Source organism: Phytobacter sp. RSE-02 (assembly GCF_040578655.1).
GTDB classification, from domain to species: Bacteria; Pseudomonadota; Gammaproteobacteria; order Enterobacterales; family Enterobacteriaceae; genus Phytobacter; species Phytobacter diazotrophicus.
This window is the reverse complement of the sequence record NZ_JBEULY010000018.1, coordinates 25,694-42,147: the sequence shown is the minus strand read 5'-3', so window position 1 is coordinate 42,147 and position 16,454 is coordinate 25,694. Positions and strand designations below refer to the sequence as shown.

General features: G+C 53.1%; 15 protein-coding genes. 14 read left to right on the top strand and 1 reads right to left on the bottom strand.

All coding sequences use genetic code 11. The features are described 5' to 3' along the window. Window positions 1-61 precede the first annotated feature (61 nt). From ABU190_RS24030 to nei, 9 genes are all read left to right on the top strand, one after another. Entirely contained in the window at window positions 62-268 is a 207-nt protein-coding gene (locus tag ABU190_RS24030; protein ID WP_041852092.1) for a YbfA family protein, read from the top strand. Between the two features lie 281 nt (window positions 269-549). Next, window positions 550-1,968, top strand: a complete 1,419-nt coding sequence (gene phrB / locus ABU190_RS24025; protein WP_354692562.1) for a deoxyribodipyrimidine photo-lyase — start codon at window positions 550-552, stop codon at window positions 1,966-1,968. 11 nt (window positions 1,969-1,979) lie between these two features. Beyond that, on the top strand, window positions 1,980-2,729 hold the full coding sequence (locus ABU190_RS24020) for a type 2 GTP cyclohydrolase I (protein ID WP_354692561.1): 750 nt from the start codon (window positions 1,980-1,982) through the stop codon (window positions 2,727-2,729). 236 nt (window positions 2,730-2,965) lie between these two features. Then, entirely contained in the window at window positions 2,966-3,697 is a 732-nt protein-coding gene (locus tag ABU190_RS24015) for a fimbria/pilus periplasmic chaperone (protein ID WP_354692560.1), read from the top strand. Between the two features lie 29 nt (window positions 3,698-3,726). Continuing rightward, window positions 3,727-4,857, top strand: a complete 1,131-nt coding sequence (locus ABU190_RS24010; protein WP_354692559.1) for a hypothetical protein — start codon at window positions 3,727-3,729, stop codon at window positions 4,855-4,857. A 125-nt stretch (window positions 4,858-4,982) separates the two neighbouring features. Further along, window positions 4,983-5,639: a 5-oxoprolinase subunit PxpB gene (gene pxpB / locus ABU190_RS24005; protein ID WP_041852088.1), complete on the top strand. Its 657-nt coding sequence runs from the start codon at window positions 4,983-4,985 to the stop codon at window positions 5,637-5,639. Further along, complete coding sequence (gene pxpC, locus ABU190_RS24000; RefSeq protein WP_041852087.1) at window positions 5,633-6,565, top strand: 5-oxoprolinase subunit PxpC; 933 nt, start codon at window positions 5,633-5,635, stop codon at window positions 6,563-6,565. Before pxpB ends, pxpC begins: the two co-directional genes overlap by 7 nt. Further along, window positions 6,555-7,295: a 5-oxoprolinase subunit PxpA gene (gene pxpA, locus ABU190_RS23995; RefSeq protein ID WP_354692558.1), complete on the top strand. Its 741-nt coding sequence runs from the start codon at window positions 6,555-6,557 to the stop codon at window positions 7,293-7,295. The genes pxpC and pxpA overlap by 11 nt, the downstream gene beginning before the upstream one ends. 12 nt (window positions 7,296-7,307) lie before the next feature. Next, on the top strand, window positions 7,308-8,099 hold the full coding sequence (gene nei / locus ABU190_RS23990; protein ID WP_354692557.1) for an endonuclease VIII: 792 nt from the start codon (window positions 7,308-7,310) through the stop codon (window positions 8,097-8,099). Between the two features lie 98 nt (window positions 8,100-8,197). Here the strand turns inward: nei and ABU190_RS23985 are convergent, their stop codons facing one another. Next, a complete protein-coding gene (locus ABU190_RS23985; RefSeq protein WP_041852084.1) occupies window positions 8,198-9,484 on the bottom strand; it encodes a citrate synthase in 1,287 nt (428 codons plus the stop codon). 637 nt (window positions 9,485-10,121) lie between these two features. Here ABU190_RS23985 and sdhC point away from each other — a divergent pair. The 5 genes from sdhC to sucA all read left to right on the top strand — a co-directional run bounded on the left by sdhC (window position 10,122) and on the right by sucA (window position 16,446). Continuing rightward, window positions 10,122-10,526, top strand: coding sequence for a succinate dehydrogenase cytochrome b556 subunit (gene sdhC, locus ABU190_RS23980; RefSeq protein ID WP_047371241.1), 405 nt, complete (start codon window positions 10,122-10,124; stop codon window positions 10,524-10,526). After that, the gene (gene sdhD / locus ABU190_RS23975; protein ID WP_041852082.1) at window positions 10,520-10,867 is read left to right on the top strand and encodes a succinate dehydrogenase membrane anchor subunit; all 348 of its coding nucleotides are present in this window, start codon (window positions 10,520-10,522) and stop codon (window positions 10,865-10,867) included. The genes sdhC and sdhD overlap by 7 nt, the downstream gene beginning before the upstream one ends. Continuing rightward, window positions 10,867-12,633 (top strand): succinate dehydrogenase flavoprotein subunit, encoded by a 1,767-nt coding sequence (gene sdhA, locus ABU190_RS23970; RefSeq protein ID WP_041852081.1) that lies wholly within the window; start codon window positions 10,867-10,869, stop codon window positions 12,631-12,633. The genes sdhD and sdhA overlap by 1 nt, the downstream gene beginning before the upstream one ends. Window positions 12,634-12,648: 15 nt before the next feature. Then, entirely contained in the window at window positions 12,649-13,365 is a 717-nt protein-coding gene (sdhB, locus tag ABU190_RS23965; protein WP_041852080.1) for a succinate dehydrogenase iron-sulfur subunit SdhB, read from the top strand. A gap of 273 nt (window positions 13,366-13,638) precedes the next feature. Continuing rightward, the gene (gene sucA / locus ABU190_RS23960) at window positions 13,639-16,446 is read left to right on the top strand and encodes a 2-oxoglutarate dehydrogenase E1 component (protein WP_041852079.1); all 2,808 of its coding nucleotides are present in this window, start codon (window positions 13,639-13,641) and stop codon (window positions 16,444-16,446) included. The last annotated feature ends 8 nt before the right edge of the window (window positions 16,447-16,454 follow it).

Here is a 16,454-nt window from a genome sequence, read left to right as displayed (position 1 = left end):
TCTCTGTCATGGGGGAACATTTTTCCGGTGAATGTTACCGGCCAACAAAGGGGAGAGAATTATGACCGTATATAAAACATTTCCAGTTCATATCGTCCTGATGCGTCGCATTTTCGCCGTGCTGGCTGGCGTACTGGCATTGCCGGTAATGATGTTCTGGAAAGACCGCGCACGTTTTTACAGCTATCTGCATCGCGTCTGGGCTAAAACCAGCGATAAACCGGTTTGGATGGCTCAGGCCGAAAAAGTGACCTGCGATTTTTATTGATCACTTGATTACACTCAGCAATAAAAAAACCGCTACGTTTCTGACGTAGCGGTTTTTTTTACCTTTCAGGAGCCGCAACTCATCGGTGAAAGTCGCGAATCCTGTGCAGGGCAATGCATCTTCATATGTCAGATTATGTGCGTCGTTCTGCTGGCGCGTTACATTCACCCGCTACACTTAACCCACGCTGTTGTTTTGAGGCGCAAGCTCTGCTTGCACTCGCAACCTTCCTTTAACACACTATCGACATTTTCTGACGGATATCTGTTACCTGGAGAGTTATGACCACCCATCTGGTCTGGTTTCGCGCGGATTTACGCGTACATGATAATTATGCCCTCGCTGCCGCCTGCAATCATCGCGACGCCAGTGTCAAAGCCCTGTTTATTGCCACGCCGGGGCAATGGAAAAAACATGCGATGGCCCCACGGCAGGCTGCATTTCTCGCCACTCACCTCAACGCGCTCCAGCAGGCACTGGCGGAGAGAGGCATTCCGTTAATTTACCGGGAAGTAGACGATTTTGCCGCCAGTGTTGATACCGTGGCGGCGGTGTGCGCTGAAGAAAAGGTCAGCCATCTTTTCTATAACTACCAGTACGAAGTGAACGAACGCCAGCGTGACGCGGCGGTGGAAAAGGCGCTTGTCGATGTCGCCTGCCAGGGATTTGATGACAGCGTAATGCTGGCGCCAGGCAGCGTTGTGACCGGCAATCATGAAATGTACAAAGTCTTTACACCCTATAAAAACGCCTTTTTGCGGCGGCTGAAAGATGAGCTACCCGCATGCGTTGGCGCACCAGATGTTCGGACGGGGGGCGCATTAGACGGGCCGCTTGCGACATTGACGTTCGATTATCCGCAAGAAGAATGTGATTCAACCCTGTTTGCGGTGGATGAGAAAACGGCAATTCAGCGCCTGCGCGCTTTTTGCCAGCAGCACGCCGCCGCTTACGAGCAACAGCGGGATTTTCCGGCAATTGAAGGCACCAGCCGCCTTTCTGCCTGTCTGGCGTTAGGGGTTCTTTCGCCGCGACAATGTTTGCATCGTCTGCTGGCCGAGCAGCCCGATGCCTTGAACGGCGGCGCTGGATCCGTATGGTTAAACGAGCTGATCTGGCGGGAGTTTTATCGCCATTTGATGACTTATCATCCTGATTTATGTAAGCATCGTCCTTTCATTTCGTGGACGGATAAGGTGCAATGGAAAGACCATCCGGAGCAGCTTCGCGCCTGGGAGGAGGGGAGAACGGGTTATCCGATTGTGGATGCGGCCATGCGCCAGTTGAAGAGCACTGGCTGGATGCATAACCGCTTGCGGATGATCGTTGCCAGTTTTCTGGTCAAAGATCTCTTGCTCGACTGGCGTTTGGGCGAGCGTTATTTTATGACGCAACTTGTCGATGGTGACCTGGCTGCGAATAACGGCGGCTGGCAGTGGGCGGCGTCGACAGGGGCAGATGCCGCACCTTATTTCCGTATTTTTAACCCTACGACTCAGGGGGAACGGTTTGATAGCGATGGCGAATTTATTCGGCGGTGGATCCCTGAACTTGCTGCTGTGCCGGGTAAGGCTATTCACGACCCCTGGACATGGGCGGATAAAAGAGGCATTTCTCTGAATTATCCGCGCCCGATAGTGGAACACAAACAGGCACGGGCTGCGACGCTTGCGGCCTATGAAGCCGCCCGTAAACCGTAAAGAGAGTGACGATGAAAAATACCGAACTGGAAAAACTGATCAACGAAAAACTCAACAGTGCGGCGTTCAGCGATTACGGTCCGAATGGCCTACAGGTTGAGGGACGCGAAACCGTCAAAAAAATCATCACCGGTGTAACGGCAAGCCAGGCATTGCTTGATGAAGCGGTACGCCAGGAAGCCGACGCGGTGATTGTGCACCATGGTTATTTCTGGAAAAACGAACCGGCGATCATTCGTGGCATGAAGCGCAATCGTCTGAAAACGCTGCTGGCGAATGATATCAACCTCTACGGCTGGCATCTGCCGCTGGATGCGCACCCGGAGCTGGGCAATAATGTCCAGTTGGCCTCGCTGCTGGGGATCACGGTGATGGGCACCGTTGACGGTGATGCGCTGCTGCCGTGGGGTGAACTGGCAATGCCGGTACCGGGGCTGGAACTGGCATCCTGGATTGAAGCGCGTCTTGGGCGCAGGCCGCTGTGGAGCGGTGATACCGGGCCCGATCTGGTTAAGCGCGTCGCCTGGTGTACCGGCGGTGGTCAAGGCTTTATCGATAACGCTGCCCGTTTTGGCGTTGACGCGTTTATTACCGGAGAAGTCTCTGAGCAAACCATTCACTCGGCGCGTGAGCAGAACCTGCATTTTTACGCGGCAGGTCATCATGCCACCGAGCGCGGCGGTATTCGTGCACTGAGCGAATGGCTGACGGAGAATACCGATCTGGACGTGACATTTATTGATATTCCGAATCCGGCATAACCGATACAGTGCGATCCTCGTAAGGGGATCGCGTAAATAATGGTATCGCTACTCAACTTCAATAACCATTCACTGAGAAAATTTTTTGCTATTAATGATTGTATGATTTACTTATTACGACAATCTATAATATCATTCTGAATGTTTTATTTGTGAAAATAGTTTCTTGTTAATCTTATACTGTTTAGAATACTATTCTGAGAGAGTTTTATAGAAAGCATTCATGGAATAAATGAATGCTCGTCAAATGGAATGGTATAGTTATGAACGGAATATCATGGCGTCTGGTTTTATTTTCCATGGCCTTAGTTAGTGTTTCTTCTTATGCTGGTATTGTTGTCAACAGTACGCGCGTTATTTATTCTGCTGATCAAAAAGAAGTAACCGTTGGCATGAGAAATACAGGGAAATCCCCCTCGCTGGTGCAGAGCTGGATTGATACCGGTGACCCGTTAGCGGCACCCGAAAGCATTCATGTCCCTTTTGTAATTATGCCCCCTATTACGCGGATTGATGGCGGCAAAGGCCAGACATTACGGTTGGTCTACACGGGAGGAGATCTGCCGAAAGACAGAGAGTCTGTTTTCTGGCTCAATATTCTGTCCGTCCCACCCAAAAAATTAGATACCAGTAACCATTATCTCAACGTTGCTTATCAGACGCGGGTAAAACTTTTTTATCGTCCCACAGGGCTGAAAATGAGCCCGGAACGCGTTGCGGAAAAATTGCAGTGGAAAACAGAAGCCCACACGCTTATCGCCTATAACCCCACGCCTTATTATATTTCACTTGCCAGTGTGGATTGGGAGTCTGCCGGAAAAACCATATCTGTGCCTGGCGTCATGGTTGCTCCTTTTGGACAAAATAGGATAGAGATAAAACAAGATACACCCCTTGCCGCCCCTCTGAATTATACGATTATCGACGATTTAGGCAGGGCAGAAACATTGTCATCTGCACTTAACTGACAAGGATGAAAGAGCAAAAGGAGAACATTATGCGTAATTATTTATTTCTGGTTCTAAGTATGGCGGTCAGCCAGCCATTATATGCGACGGCCTGGGGCACGGACTGCAGTTATGACACCAAGACCTTTAACATTTCCATTCCCGCCGGTAAAAAAGTAACCATTGATCCTAATGCACCTGTGGGTACCGTATTTTTTGAACATTATGTCGCGCCGCAAAGTGGGCAAAATTTTAAATGCCAGTCAATGGGAGCTATGAACTTGCAGGGAGGCTATGTTTACGGCGAAGGTGGTCAGACTGTTACTATGAGTGGTGGAGGATTGGTCAGTCAGACGGGTTCTAATTACCCTGTCTATAAAACGAATATACCGGGAGTTGGACTGGTCGTGCGTCTTATGAATTATGCTTTTCCTTATTGGTCTAGCCCTGCTAATTATACAAATTATGCCATTGATTATACAGTTTCCGTGACCCAGGCTTTTGATATTAACATAGTTAAATACGGCGATATTCCGGTCGGAGCACGAACCGTTAATATTGATTCCACGGTTATTCCCAGTATTAATTCTATTTCCAGAGTTTCTAAAAGCAGTAACACCGCCCGCTTACCCAACGGCGATGTACTAATGGCCCGTTTCGTGCTTTCACCGTCGACATTTAACATCGTAAGTGGTACCTGCGATACGCCGGACGTGGCTGTTAATATGGGCACGCGCGTGTTGGGAGAAACCAGCAACCGCGAAGGCGGAAAGTTCGCCACTCCCTGGGTTGATGCCAGTATTCGTCTGATCAACTGCCCAGTGTTCTACGGCACGGGGGAGCGGGGAGAAAATAAAGATATTGTCCGCAATAATATTATGACGGTGACGTTAATGCCTGTTAATGCGACAACTAGCAGTCAGGGAATCATGCCGATCGATACGGGGAGTTCTGCGGCATCGGGAGTGGGGATTCAGTTAGCATACGGTACGTCAGCTTCACCGCAACTGGTGGATTTCTCCGCGGGAAAGGGCGTGCAAAACTATACAATGTCACCCAGCCAGGGAACGACTTACACCATACCTCTGGTAGCGCGTTATATGCAGACGGCATCCACCATCAATAATATTAAAGCTGGCAACGCTAACGGTAAAATCACATATCTAATTGATTATTATTAAATTTATTGCTTGTGTCACGTGCTGGAATAGCTATTCAGCGCGTATATGTTTATCGACGGGGGGAAATGACCACGTTATCTTATTTTACGTATCGATAACGTATCTGTGGCATAAGGAGCGGGACAGTGCAGAGAGCACGTTGTTATCTGTTAGGTGAAACGGCGGTGGTACTGGAGCTGGAGCCTCCCGTCACATTGGCGACGCAAAAACGTATCTGGCGCTTAACACAGCGTCTGGCGGATGTGCCCGATGTGGTTGAAGCTATTCCTGGAATGAATAACATCACCGTGGTATTGCGCGATCCGCAAACCCTGGCGCTGGATGCCATTGAGCGTTTACAGCGCTGGTGGGAAGAGAGCGAAGCGCTGGAGCCTGAATCGCGCATAATCGATATCCCGGTCATTTATGGCGGCGAAGCCGGGCCGGATCTGCCTGATGTGGCGCGCCATACCGGGCTGACGCAGAAACAGGTCGTTGAGTTGCACTCTTCCATTGATTATGTGGTGTGGTTTTTAGGATTCCAGCCGGGCTTCCCGTATCTGGGCGGTCTGCCCGAAAACCTCGCCACGCCGCGTCGCGCCGAACCTCGCGTGCGTGTGCCTGTCGGATCTGTTGCCATTGGCGGGGCGCAAACGGGGATCTATCCGCTCGAAACGCCGGGCGGCTGGAACCTGATTGGCCGCACCGAACTGCCGCTGTTTAACCCGTCGCTTTCAGAACCTGTATTGCTTCGCCCCGGTGACACACTGCGGTTTATCCCGCGTAAGGAGGGCATATGCTGAAAATTCTTCGTGCGGGTATCTACACCACAATCCAGGCAGGTAAACGCGTGGGGCTGCGGCAATCCGGCGTCAGCTATTGTGGCGCGCTGGATGGCCCGGCGCTGCACATCGCCAACGCGCTGGTCGGTAACGACGGCGATGCCCCAGGCCTTGAGATAACGCTCGGTCAGTGTGAAGTGCAGTTTAACGAAGCGACGTGGTTTGCGCTGACGGGCGCGGGTTGTGAAGCCAAACTCGACGGCAAAGCTGTCTGGACGGGCTGGCGGTACCCGGTCCAGGCTGGGCAAAAGCTGGTACTGAAACGGCCGCAGCACGGCATGCGCAGTTATCTGGCCGTTGCCGGTGGACTGAACGTGCCGGAAGTCCTGGGCTCCTGCAGTACGGATTTAAAAACCGGGCTAGGTGGGCTGGAAGGCCGCTTGCTGCGTGATGGCGACGAAATCCCGTTGCGGGCTGTTACGCAGAACTTTAAGGGGCCACAAGGGGTGAAGCAGTTGCTTTGGGGCAACCGCATTCGCGCACTGCCAGGGCCGGAGTATCGGGAGTTTGATCAGCACTCGCAGGAGGCCTTCTGGCGCGTGCCATGGCATCTCGACCCGCAAAGTAACCGTATGGGATACCGTTTGCAGGGCCATAAGTTAATACGTGCCACCGATCGCGAGCTGGTGTCGCACGGGCTTTTACCCGGCGTGGTACAGGTGCCGCCGAATGGGCAACCCATCGTGTTAATGAATGATGCTCAGACAACGGGCGGTTACCCGCGGATCGCCTGCATTATCGAGGCCGACATGTACCATCTGGCGCAGATCCCTCTTGGGCATCCTATCCATTTTGTCCCCTGTACACTGGAAGAGGCGCTGGCGGCGCGCCAGGATCAGCAACGTTACCTGGAACAACTGTCGTGGCGGCTGCGTAATGAAAATTGACTTAAACGCCGATCTGGGGGAAGGGTGCGGCAATGATGCTGCGCTTCTGAAACTGGTCTCCTCAGCCAATATCGCCTGTGGCTTTCATGCGGGCGATGCGCAAACCATGCACGAATGTGTTCAGGAGGCGTTGAAAAATGGCGTGGCGGTGGGGGCACACCCGAGTTTTCCTGACCGGGAGAATTTTGGCCGCACGGCGATGCAGTTACCCCCACAGACCGTCTACGCGCAGACGCTTTACCAGTGCGGCGCGCTGGCGGCGATTGTGCGTGCCGAAGGGGGACGCATGGTTCATGTCAAACCGCACGGCATGCTGTATAACCAGGCCGCCGTCGATCCCACGCTGGCGGAAGCTATCGCCCGCGCGGTGCGCGATTGTGACCCGTCGTTGATTCTGGTCGGTCTTGCGGGCAGTGAGCTTATTCGCGCCGCAAAACACCTTCAACTTACCACGCGCGAGGAAGTGTTTGCCGATCGCGGTTATCAGGACGATGGCACGCTGGTGCCACGTTCACAGCCGGGGGCACTGATTACCGATGACGAGACCGCGCTGACGCAAACGCTGGGGATGGTCTTATCTGGCAAGGTAAAAAGCGTCAACGGGCGTGATATTTCGCTGCGGGCGCAAACCGTCTGCCTGCATGGCGACGGAGAACATGCTCTGGCATTTGCCCGTCGTCTGCGTGAAGCATTCGATCGGTCTGGTATTGTCGTGAGTGCAGAAAATTAAAAGGATGTTGTGATGCCAGAAGGTCCTGAAATTCGCCGTGCAGCAGACAGTCTTGAAGCGGCCATCAAAGGTAAACCGCTCACGGATGTCTGGTTTGCCTTTCCCCATCTTCACTCTTTCGCGCAGACGCTGGTTGGCGAGTGCGTTGAACGCATTGAAACCCGGGGTAAAGCGTTGCTGACCCACTTTTCCAATGGCATGACGATGTACAGCCACAACCAGTTGTATGGCGTCTGGCGGGTGGTTGAAGCGGAAGAGGTGACTGAAACCAACCGCGTGCTGCGTGTACGGCTGGCGGCGAAAGACAAAGCCATTTTGCTTTATAGCGCCTCTGACATTGAGATACTGACCGCCGACGAACTGGCCGTTCACCCTTTCTTACAGCGCGTAGGACCGGATGTGCTGGATATGTCACTGACCGTCGAACAGGTCAAATCGCGGTTATTATCTCCCCGGTTTTGTCGTCGCCAGTTTTCCGGTTTGCTGCTTGATCAGGCGTTTCTCGCCGGACTGGGGAACTACTTGCGCGTGGAAATCCTGTGGCATGCCGCCCTTGCGCCGCAGCATAAAGCGATCGATCTCAATGAGGCCCAGCTCGACACGCTGGCCCAGGCGCTGCTCGACATTCCGCGCCTTTCCTACCAGACGCGTGGCAGGGTGGATGAAAACCACCATCACGGGGCGCTATTTCGCTTTAACGTTTTTCACCGTGCCGGGCAGGTCTGCGAGCGCTGCGGGGGGATAATCGAAAAATCGACCCTCTCTTCACGTCCGTTTTATGGGTGTCCGGGGTGTCAGAAGTAATTCTGCTTAGCCGGGCCACTGGTTTTGGCGTTAATTCTTTGCCGCCAGACGGCAGCCAATAAAAAACCCGCCGCAGCGGGTTTTTTACTATCAGCAGCTTAATGCTTTTCGAGATCGGTTTTGAAATCGCGTTTTTCATAACCGGTGTACAACTGACGCGGACGGGCAATTTTAATGCCGTCGTCGTGCATTTCGTTCCAGTGTGCAATCCAGCCCACGGTACGCGCCATCGCGAAGATAACGGTAAACATGGAAGACGGAATGCCCATCGCTTTAAGGATGATACCGGAGTAGAAGTCCACGTTCGGGTACAGCTTACGCTCGATGAAGTACGGGTCGTTGAGCGCGATGTGCTCAAGTTCCATTGCCACTTCCAGCAGATCGTCTTTGGTACCCAGCTCACGCAATACTTCGTGGCAGGTTTCACGCATAACGGTCGCGCGCGGGTCATAGTTCTTGTAGACACGGTGACCGAAGCCCATCAGACGGAACGAATCGTTCTTGTCTTTGGCGCGACGCAGGAATTCCGGAATGTGTTTAACGGTGCTGATCTCTTCAAGCATTTTCAGCGCGGCTTCGTTCGCGCCGCCGTGCGCCGGTCCCCACAGGGAGGCAATACCCGCAGCGATACAGGCAAACGGGTTTGCACCCGAGGAGCCGGCGGTACGGACGGTGGAAGTCGAGGCGTTCTGCTCATGGTCAGCGTGCAGGATCAGGATGCGGTCCATTGCACGTTCCAGCACCGGGTTCACTTCATAGCTTTCGCACGGAGTGGCGAACATCATATGCAGGAAGTTACCGGCGTAGGAGAGGTCGTTACGCGGATAAACGAAAGGCTGACCGATAGAATATTTGTAACACATCGCTGCCACAGTCGGCATTTTGGACAACAGGCGGAAGGCTGCAATCTCACGGTGACGCGGATTGTTCACATCCAGAGAGTCATGGTAGAACGCCGCCAGCGCGCCGGTGACGCCACACAGAACCGCCATCGGATGAGAGTCACGACGGAAGCCATGGAACAGACGGGTAATCTGCTCGTGAATCATTGTGTGTCGAGTGACGGTGAGTTTGAACTCATCGTATTGCTCCTGCGTCGGTTTTTCGCCGTACAGCAGGATATAGCAGACTTCGAGATAGTTGGAATCGGTGGCCAGTTGGTCGATCGGGAAACCACGATGCAACAGGATACCTTCGTCGCCATCAATGAAGGTGATTTTGGATTCGCATGATGCGGTAGAGGTGAAACCTGGGTCAAAAGTGAATACACCTTTTGAACCGAGACTACGGATATCAATAACATCCTGACCGAGCGTGCCCTTTAGCACATCCAGTTCAATAGCAGCGTCACCATTATAGGTGATGTTTGCTTTTTTATCAGCCATTTACGGTCTCCTTAGCGCCTTATTGCTTAAGACTACCTGTTACCGGATTTGCATTCAAACTGCCTTTTAACGCTACCAGATTATTATTTGGCTCGCTGCTCTGATGAGAGGAAAAACCAGGGTACAGAGCGATGGGCGCTAGCAGGTACACATTGAAAGTACAGTCAAAACAGCAACAAATCAGGTTCTTAGCAGTCGGATTTTGTCAAACCTGCTATCACTAATAACTGTCCTGATTAATTCGGTCAACTTCATCACACTGTTGCATAACTTATTTGCAGGTGAAAGATAGACCCCATAACTTTTGCGAATTATATCTCTCTTCTGATGAAGTTTGTAACAAGAATGTTTAACTTTTGTCAAATCAGATGATTAAATTTTAAAATAATGTTGTTATCGTGACCATGATCACTGTTCAGCATAAAACCCGACAAACTATATGTAGGATAATTGTAATGATTTTGTGAACGACCTATACTGCCGCCAGGTCTCCGGAATACCCTGCAATCCCGAGCCACCCAGCGTTGTAACCTGTCGTTTCGCATCTGGAAGCTGAAATTTTGCATTACGCGCAGTTATAGAAAAGGACGCTGTCTGACCCGCAAGCAGACCGGAGGAAGGAAACTATAAGAACAGCATGTGGGCGTTATTCATGATAAAAAATGTGAAAAAACAAAGACCTGTTAATCTGGATCTCGCAACGATCCGGTTTCCTGTTACGGCAATAGCGTCCATTCTTCACCGCGTTTCCGGCGTCATCACCTTTGTGGCGGTCGGTATCCTGCTGTGGTTACTGGGCCTGTCGCTGTCATCCGAAGAAGGCTTCCAGTCTGCCTCCGCTATTATGAGTGGTTTTTTTGTTAAATTCATTTTGTGGGGCATTCTGACTGCGCTGGCTTACCATGCGGTTGGCGGTATTCGCCACATGCTGATGGATTTTGGCTGGCTGGAAGAAACTTTTGAGGCAGGAAAACGTTCCGCCAACGTGTCATTTGCAATTACTGTCGTGCTTTCACTTCTCGCAGGAGTCCTCGTATGGTAAGCAACGCCTCCGCATTAGGACGCAACGGCGTACATGACTTCATTCTGGTCCGTGCTACCGCAATCGTCCTGACGCTCTATATCATCTATATGGTCGGTTTTTTCGCTATCACTGGCGATATTACCTGGCAAGTCTGGACAGGCTTCTTCTCATCTGCCTTCACGAAAGTCTTCACCCTGCTGGCACTGTTCTCCATTTTGATTCATGCCTGGATTGGCATGTGGCAGGTGTTGACCGACTACGTTAAACCGCTGGCTGTGCGCCTGATTCTGCAACTGGCTATTGTCGTTGCACTCGCGGCTTACGTTATTTATGGATTCGTTGTGGTGTGGGGTGTGTGATGAAACTGCCAGTCAGAGAATTTGATGCTGTCGTTATTGGCGCAGGCGGCGCAGGTATGCGCGCGGCGTTACAAATTTCCCAAAGCGGCCAGACCTGTGCGCTGCTTTCTAAAGTTTTTCCAACCCGTTCTCACACTGTATCCGCTCAGGGCGGCATTACGGTAGCGCTGGGCAATACCCACGAAGATAACTGGGAATGGCACATGTACGATACGGTAAAAGGTTCCGATTACATCGGCGACCAGGATGCCATTGAATATATGTGTAAAACCGGTCCGGAAGCCATTCTGGAACTGGAACATATGGGCCTGCCGTTTTCGCGTCTCGATGACGGCCGCATCTACCAGCGTCCGTTCGGCGGCCAGTCAAAAAATTTCGGTGGCGAGCAGGCTGCACGTACCGCAGCGGCGGCTGACCGTACCGGGCACGCGTTATTGCATACGCTTTATCAGCAAAACCTTAAAAACCACACTACTATTTTTTCCGAGTGGTACGCGCTGGATCTGGTGAAAAACCAGGATGGTGCAGTCGTCGGTTGTACCGCGCTGTGCATTGAAACCGGTGAAGTGGTTTATTTCAAAGCCCGTGCGACCGTACTGGCAACGGGCGGCGCTGGTCGTATTTACCAGTCCACCACCAACGCGCACATCAATACCGGCGACGGTGTCGGGATGGCGCTGCGTGCCGGTGTGCCGGTGCAGGATATGGAAATGTGGCAGTTCCACCCGACCGGTATCGCCGGGGCAGGGGTGCTGGTCACCGAAGGTTGCCGCGGTGAAGGCGGCTATCTCTTAAACAAACATGGTGAGCGTTTCATGGAGCGCTATGCGCCGAACGCAAAAGACCTGGCGGGTCGTGATGTGGTGGCACGTTCCATCATGATCGAAATCCGTGAAGGTCGTGGCTGTGACGGTCCGTGGGGACCACACGCCAAACTAAAACTCGACCACCTCGGTAAAGAGGTGCTGGAGTCGCGTTTGCCTGGCATTCTGGAGCTGTCCCGTACTTTTGCGCACGTCGATCCTGTAAAAGAGCCGATCCCGGTGATCCCAACTTGTCACTATATGATGGGCGGGATCCCGACCAAAGTGACCGGTCAGGCGCTGACGGTGAACGCGCAGGGCGAAGATGTGGTGATTCCAGGCCTGTTCGCAGTGGGCGAAATTGCCTGCGTATCGGTGCACGGTGCCAACCGTCTGGGCGGCAACTCCCTGCTTGACCTTGTGGTCTTTGGTCGTGCGGCAGGTCTGCATCTGCAAGAGTCTATCGCTGAGCAGGGCGTACTGCGCGATGCGAGTGAATCTGACATTGAAGGTTCGCTGGAGCGTCTCAACCGTTGGAACAACAACCGTTCAGGTGAAGATCCGGTGACCATTCGTAAAGCGTTGCAGGAATGTATGCAACATAACTTCTCGGTCTTCCGTGAAGGCGACGCGATGGCGAAAGGTCTTGAGCAACTGAAAGTCATTCGCGAGCGTCTGAAAAATGCCCGTCTGGATGACACTTCCAGTGAATTTAACACCCAGCGTGTTGAGTGCCTGGAGCTGGATAACCTGATGGAAACCGCGTACGCGACGGCGGTATCTGCCAACTTCCGTACCGAGAGCCGTGGCGCGCATAGTCGCTTCGACTTCCCGGAGCGTGATGATGAAAACTGGCTGTGCCATTCCCTGTATCTGCCAGAGACGGAATCCATGACGCGCCGTAGCGTCAACATGGAACCGAAACTGCGTCCGGCTTTCCCGCCGAAGATTCGTACTTACTAATGCGGAGACAGGAAAATGAAATTCGAGTTTTCAATTTATCGCTATAACCCGGATGTTGACGACGCTCCGCGCATGCAGGATTACACCCTGGAAGGGGAAGAAGGTCGTGACATGATGCTGCTCGATGCGTTGATGCAGCTAAAAGAAAAAGACCCGAGTCTCTCTTTCCGTCGTTCCTGTCGCGAAGGAGTATGCGGTTCAGACGGCCTCAACATGAACGGGAAAAACGGTCTGGCGTGTATTACGCCGCTGTCGGCGCTGGGCAACGGTAAGCAGAAGATTGTGATTCGCCCACTGCCGGGGCTGCCGGTAATCCGTGATTTGGTTGTGGACATGGGACAATTCTATGCCCAATATGAGAAGATTAAGCCTTACTTATTGAATAATGGGCAAAATCCACCTGCGCGTGAGCATCTGCAGATGCCCGAACAGCGTGAAAAACTCGATGGGCTGTACGAATGTATCCTTTGTGCATGCTGCTCCACGTCCTGTCCGTCGTTCTGGTGGAATCCGGATAAGTTTATCGGTCCAGCCGGTCTGCTGGCCGCGTATCGCTTCCTGATTGACAGTCGTGATACCGAGACCGATAACCGCCTGGAAGGGCTGAGTGATGCTTTCAGCGTATTCCGCTGCCATAGCATTATGAACTGCGTCAGTGTTTGTCCGAAGGGACTGAACCCGACGCGTGCCATCGGTCATATTAAATCGATGTTGTTGCAACGCAGTGCGTAAGTCAGAGGGGCGCTTTTCCCCTCACCCTAACCCTCTCCCCCAAGGGGAGAGGGAATAGATTGCAGGAGACCTTTAAAAACTGCCGCACGTTCTTCCCCCTCTCCCTCCGGGAGAGGGCAGGGGTGAGGGAAAATATTCAGACAGTTTTTAAAGGTTCCTTCGCGGGCCAACAAAGAGAAGAGCTCGCAAGTGAACCCCGGGACGTGTGCGCCCTGCCGCGCGCGTTGTAGTTATCCACGGCGAAGTAAGCATAACAATGCTTAAGGGATCACGATGCAGAACAGCGCTTTGAAAGCCTGGCTGGACTCTTCTTACCTCTCTGGTTCGAACCAGAGCTGGATAGAACAGCTCTATGAAGACTTCTTAACCGATCCTGACTCGGTAGATGCGACATGGCGTTCCATGTTTGAAGAGTTACCGGGCACCGGAGTGAAACCGGATCAATTCCATTCCAAAACACGTGATTATTTCCGTCGTCTGGCGAAGGATGCCTCACGTTACTCTTCCTCCATTTCTGACCCTGACACCAATGCGAAGCAGGTAAAAGTCCTGCAGCTCATTAACGCCTATCGTTTCCGCGGTCACCAGCAGGCCAATCTCGATCCGCTGGGACTGTGGCAACAAGAGCGTGTTGCAGACCTCGACCCGTCATTCCATGACCTGACCGAGGCAGACTTCCAGGAGACGTTCAACGTAGGTTCTTTTGCCATCGGCAAAGACACGATGCAGCTTGGCGATTTGATCGCAGCTCTGAAACAAACCTACTGCGGCTCCATCGGTGCTGAATATATGCACATTACCAGCACCGAAGAAAAACGCTGGATCCAACAGCGTATTGAATCCGTTGCTGGCAAAGCCTCCTTTACCGCTGATGAGAAAAAACGTTTCCTCAGCGAACTGACGGCGGCAGAAGGGATGGAGCGTTATCTGGGTGCGAAATTCCCCGGCGCGAAACGCTTCTCGCTGGAAGGCGGCGATGCGCTGGTGCCGATGCTCAAAGAGATGATTCGCCATGCCGGTAAAAGCGGCACGCGCGAAGTGGTGCTGGGTATGGCGCACCGCGGTCGTCTGAATGTGCTCATTAACGTGCTGGGTAAAAAACCGCAGGATCTGTTTGACGAATTTGCGGGTAAACATAAAGAGCATCTCGGTACGGGTGACGTGAAATACCATATGGGGTTCTCGTCCGATATCGAAACCGAGGGTGGGCTTGTGCACCTGGCGCTGGCGTTTAACCCGTCGCACCTTGAAATCGTCAGCCCGGTAGTGATGGGGTCCGTGCGTGCACGTCTTGACCGCCTGGATGAGCCGAGCAGCAACAAAGTTCTGCCAATCACGATTCACGGTGACGCGGCCGTTACAGGTCAGGGCGTGGTTCAGGAAACCCTGAACATGTCCAAAGCGCGCGGTTATGAAGTGGGCGGTACCGTGCGTATCGTCATTAATAACCAGGTGGGCTTCACCACCTCTAACCCGCTTGATGCGCGCTCCACGCCATACTGTACCGATATCGGTAAAATGGTGCAGGCGCCGATTTTCCACGTTAACGCGGATGACCCGGAAGCCGTTGCTTTCGTTACCCGCGTGGCGCTGGACTTCCGCAATACCTTCAAACGCGATGTGTTCATCGACCTGGTCTGCTATCGCCGTCACGGTCATAACGAAGCCGACGAGCCGAGCGCAACTCAGCCGCTGATGTACCAGAAAATCAAAAAGCATCCGACCCCGCGCAAAATCTATGCTGACAAGCTGGAGCATGACGGTGTTGCGACGCTGGAAGACGCGACCGAACTGGTGAACCTCTACCGTGACGCACTGGATGCCGGCGAGTGTGTTGTGAAAGAGTGGCGTCCGATGAACATGCACTCTTTTACCTGGTCGCCGTACCTCAACCACGAATGGGATGAGAGCTACCCGAACAAGGTCGAAATGAAGCGCCTGCAGGAACTGGCCAAACGCATCAGTACGGTGCCGGAATCCATCGAAATGCAGGCCCGCGTTGCAAAAATTTACAACGACCGTCAGGCGATGGCGTCGGGCGAGAAACTGTTCGACTGGGGCGGCGCGGAAAACCTGGCCTATGCGACACTGGTTGACGAAGGCATCTCCGTACGTCTGTCCGGTGAAGATTCTGGTCGCGGCACGTTCTTCCATCGTCACGCGGTTATCCATAACCAGGCCAACGGTTCAACCTATACGCCGCTGCATCACGTCCACAATAGCCAGGGGCCGTTCAAAGTCTGGGACTCCGTTCTGTCTGAGGAAGCGGTTCTGGCGTTTGAGTACGGTTACGCCACCGCAGAGCCGCGTACCCTGACCATTTGGGAAGCGCAGTTCGGTGACTTTGCCAACGGCGCTCAGGTGGTTATCGACCAGTTCATCAGCTCCGGTGAGCAGAAATGGGGCCGTATGTGTGGTCTGGTGATGCTGCTGCCGCACGGTTACGAAGGCCAGGGGCCGGAACACTCCTCCGCGCGTCTGGAGCGTTATCTGCAGTTGTGCGCTGAACAAAACATGCAGGTCTGTGTACCGTCAACCCCGGCGCAGGTTTACCACATGCTGCGTCGTCAGGCGCTGCGCGGTATGCGCCGTCCGCTGGTTGTCATGTCGCCGAAATCGCTGCTGCGCCACCCGCTGGCGGTCTCCAGTCTCGATGAACTGGCGAATGGCACCTTTATGCCTGCGATCGGTGAGATAGACGCCCTTGATCCGAAAGGGGTTAAGCGCGTCGTTCTGTGTTCTGGTAAGGTTTATTATGACCTGCTTGAACAGCGTCGCAAGAACGATCAGAAAGACGTCGCCATTGTCAGGATTGAGCAGTTGTATCCGTTCCCGCACCAGTCGGTGCAGGAAGCGCTGAAACCGTATGCGCATGTACAGGATTTTGTCTGGTGCCAGGAAGAGCCGCTCAACCAGGGCGCATGGTACTGCAGCCAGCATCATCTGCGAGAAGTGATTCCGTTTGGGGCAGCCCTGCAATATGCAGGTCGCCCGGCCTCCGCTTCGCCAGCGGTAGGATATCTGTCCGTTCACCAGAAACAGCAACAAGCTCTGGTCAATGACGCGCTGAACGTCGATTAATTAAAGGA